General features: G+C 73.2%; 1 protein-coding gene and 1 pseudogene. Both read right to left on the bottom strand.

Translation table 11 applies throughout. The annotated features are described in order from the left end of the window. Window positions 1-771, bottom strand: a pseudogene (locus ACGFIR_RS31580) (non-ribosomal peptide synthetase); the annotation flags it as partial. Between the two features lie 95 nt (window positions 772-866). Beyond that, the coding region (locus ACGFIR_RS31575; RefSeq protein ID WP_393008865.1) for a condensation domain-containing protein at window positions 867-2689 on the bottom strand (1823 nt) is incomplete at its 5' end.

The following is a 2689-nucleotide window of genomic DNA, read 5'->3' as shown; positions in this document are numbered from 1 at the left end:
CAGCGCCCCCGAGCGACGCTCCAACTCCGCGTACGTCAGCACCTCGCCGTCAGCGACGCCCGCGACCGCGTCCGGCGTGCGGCGGGCCCACTCCAACACCAACTCGTGCAGCGGCTCGGCCGGCACCGGACGGACCGGACCCCGACCCCACGCGAGCAACCGCTCCCGCTCCGCGTCCCCCAGCAACGGCAGCGCGGACAGCGGGATCCCCGGCTCCCGCACGCCGGCCGACACCAGCGTCACGGTCTGGTCCAGCAGGCCCCGTACCCAGTCCGCGGAGAAGCCCTCCGCCGCGTGATCCACCCGCAGCCCGGAACCGTCCGAGGCCACGGTCACCACCAGGTCGACGTCCACCGTCTCCGCGCCCACGTCGGCCACCGGGCCGTCGACGAGGCCCACCGCCACCGGACCCACCACGCCCGCAACCGCCGTCGGCGCGGCCCACGCCGCACCCACCCGGCTCACCAGCTGACCGAACGCCGGATCGTCCGCCACGCCCACCCGCACCACCGACCCGCCCGAGGAGACGCCGAGCGCCACCTCCTCCTGACCGGTGTAGCGGGCCAGCACCCCGACGAGGCCCGCCAGCACCACCAGTCCGGCCGGCTCCGGGCCCGGCAGGCCGGGCAGCGCGAGCGTCCGCGACTCCGACGCCGCCCGGGCCGGCCACGCCAGGGGCCGCCGCAGGTCACCCATCAGGTCGAGGGCCTCGAAGTCGGGCCCGGCGACGCCCGTGGTCGGGGCCTGAGCACCTACGAACCCGACAGACATGAGTCAACCTCCGATCAGGACCGGCGCCATCCACAGGGGTACGGCCGGCTCAGGGAACCAGGAACTGGTGGGCACGCTGTGCCCGGGTACGGCGTTCAGGCGGTGCCGGGGGCCGGGGCGGGCCCGGCTTCGAGGAACCGGAGCATGTGGGTGCCCAGTTCCTCGGCGAGGGAGAGCGGGATCAGGTCGGTGCGGATCGTGATGCGCAGAAGGGCGTCACGGTCCCGGGGGATCGCCTCGACGGTGAGACCGCTCATCACCTCCCGCGCGTACGGCTCGACGACCTCCTCGGTGCGGCAGCCGGGCAGCTCCAGCGGGAGGACGACGTTGTCCTGGTAGGCGAAGCCGGGAACGCTGGCGACCACCTCGCCCGGCAGGCCGACGGCCGGGTCGGCGGCGGTCTCCGAGAAGGGCACGTCCTGGGCGGCCATCAGCTCGTCGACGGTCTGCTGGACGTGCCGGAGCAGGTCCTCCTCCGGCCGGAACCGGACCCGGACGCAGTTCGAGTTGATCCGGATGGTGAACGCGGAGTCGAGGATGCGGCTGCCCCGCTTGGCGACGATCATCAACAGGCCGATGTCGTCCTGCTGGTGGATGGCGCGCAGCGCCGAGGCGTACGCCGCCACGAAGTAGCTGGAGCGGCTGAACCGCTGTTCGCGGGCGGCGTGGTCCCAGCGTTGCAGCACCTCGGGGGTGACCGTGACGATGTGCCCGGCCTTCGGGCCCCAGGCCAGCGCCTGTTCCAGGGGCACCTGGGGTGCGGCCTTGCCCTGGCGGGGCAGGCCGCGTAGCTGCTCGCGCCAGTAGGCCCGTTGGGCGTCGAGGTCGGTGGCGTCGCGCAGCCGCATGTACTCGTCGTACGACTCGCGCAGCGTCGGCGCGGGGCGCGCCCACGCCGGAGCCTTGCCCGACAGCCGCGTGGTGTAGGCGTGGCTGAGGTCGCGTACGAGCAGGGTGTGTGACCAGCCGTCGAAGGCGATGTGGTGGATGCCGATGCCGAACAGGATCCGCTTCGTGGCCTTGTTCCGGATGAGGGCGGCGCGCCAGTTGCGGCCCTGGGTGTAGTCCAGGGGCTGCTGCACGGCCTCGGCGAGTTGGTCGAGCGCGTCTTGTTCGGTGGTGGCGTCGGTGAGTAGGCGCAGCTGTGGCATGCCGGGGTTGGGCGGGATGATGGCGACGGGTGGGTCGGTGCGTCGGTAGCGGGCGTGGAGGGCCTCGTGGCGGCGGTGGACGTCGCCCATGGCGGCCATCAGGGCGCGCAGGTCCAGGTCGCCCTCGATCCACCAGGTGGTCGGACAGACCAGCTCGAAGGGAAGCGCGACGCACTTGGCGACCGACGGCGTCAGCGGGACGGGCTTCGACGGGCCGGGGCGGCCGGTGACGGGAGGCGCCGGCTCGACCCTGGGGCGGCGGGGGGCGGTGGCGAGCCACTGGGCCAGTCCCTGCGGGGTGGGCGTGCGGTGGATCTGCGAGACGGGTACGACGACGTCCGCGGCCTCGTCGATGCCGGCCGCCACCGCCGCCGACTGCAACGACGTGCCGCCGAGGTGGAAGAAGCCGTCGTGCGTCCCGACCCGGTCCAGCCCGAGGACGCTTGCGAAGACCCCGGTGACGAGGCGTTCGGAGTCGGTGGCCGGTGCCACGTACGGCACGTCGAGGTCGGGGCGTTGCGCGTCGGGTGCGGGTAGTGCCTTTCGGTTGATCTTTCCGGTGCCGCCGGTGGGGAACCGGTCGAGGATCATGATCACGGCGGGGACCATGTAGGGCGGGAGTATGGCGGCGGCGTGGTCGCGTAGTTCGGTCACGGCCGGCTTGCGGCCGTCGCGTCCGGTGACGTAGCCGACGAGTCGGGCGATGCCTTGGTCTTCGCGGCGGGTGACGACGGCGGTGCCGACGTCGGGGTGTTGTTCGAGGGTGG

The sequence above is a fragment of the Micromonospora sp. NPDC049051 genome (assembly GCF_043197575.1).
Taxonomy (GTDB): domain Bacteria; phylum Actinomycetota; class Actinomycetes; order Mycobacteriales; family Micromonosporaceae; genus Micromonospora.
This window is presented reverse-complemented; position numbering and strand designations above follow the sequence as displayed.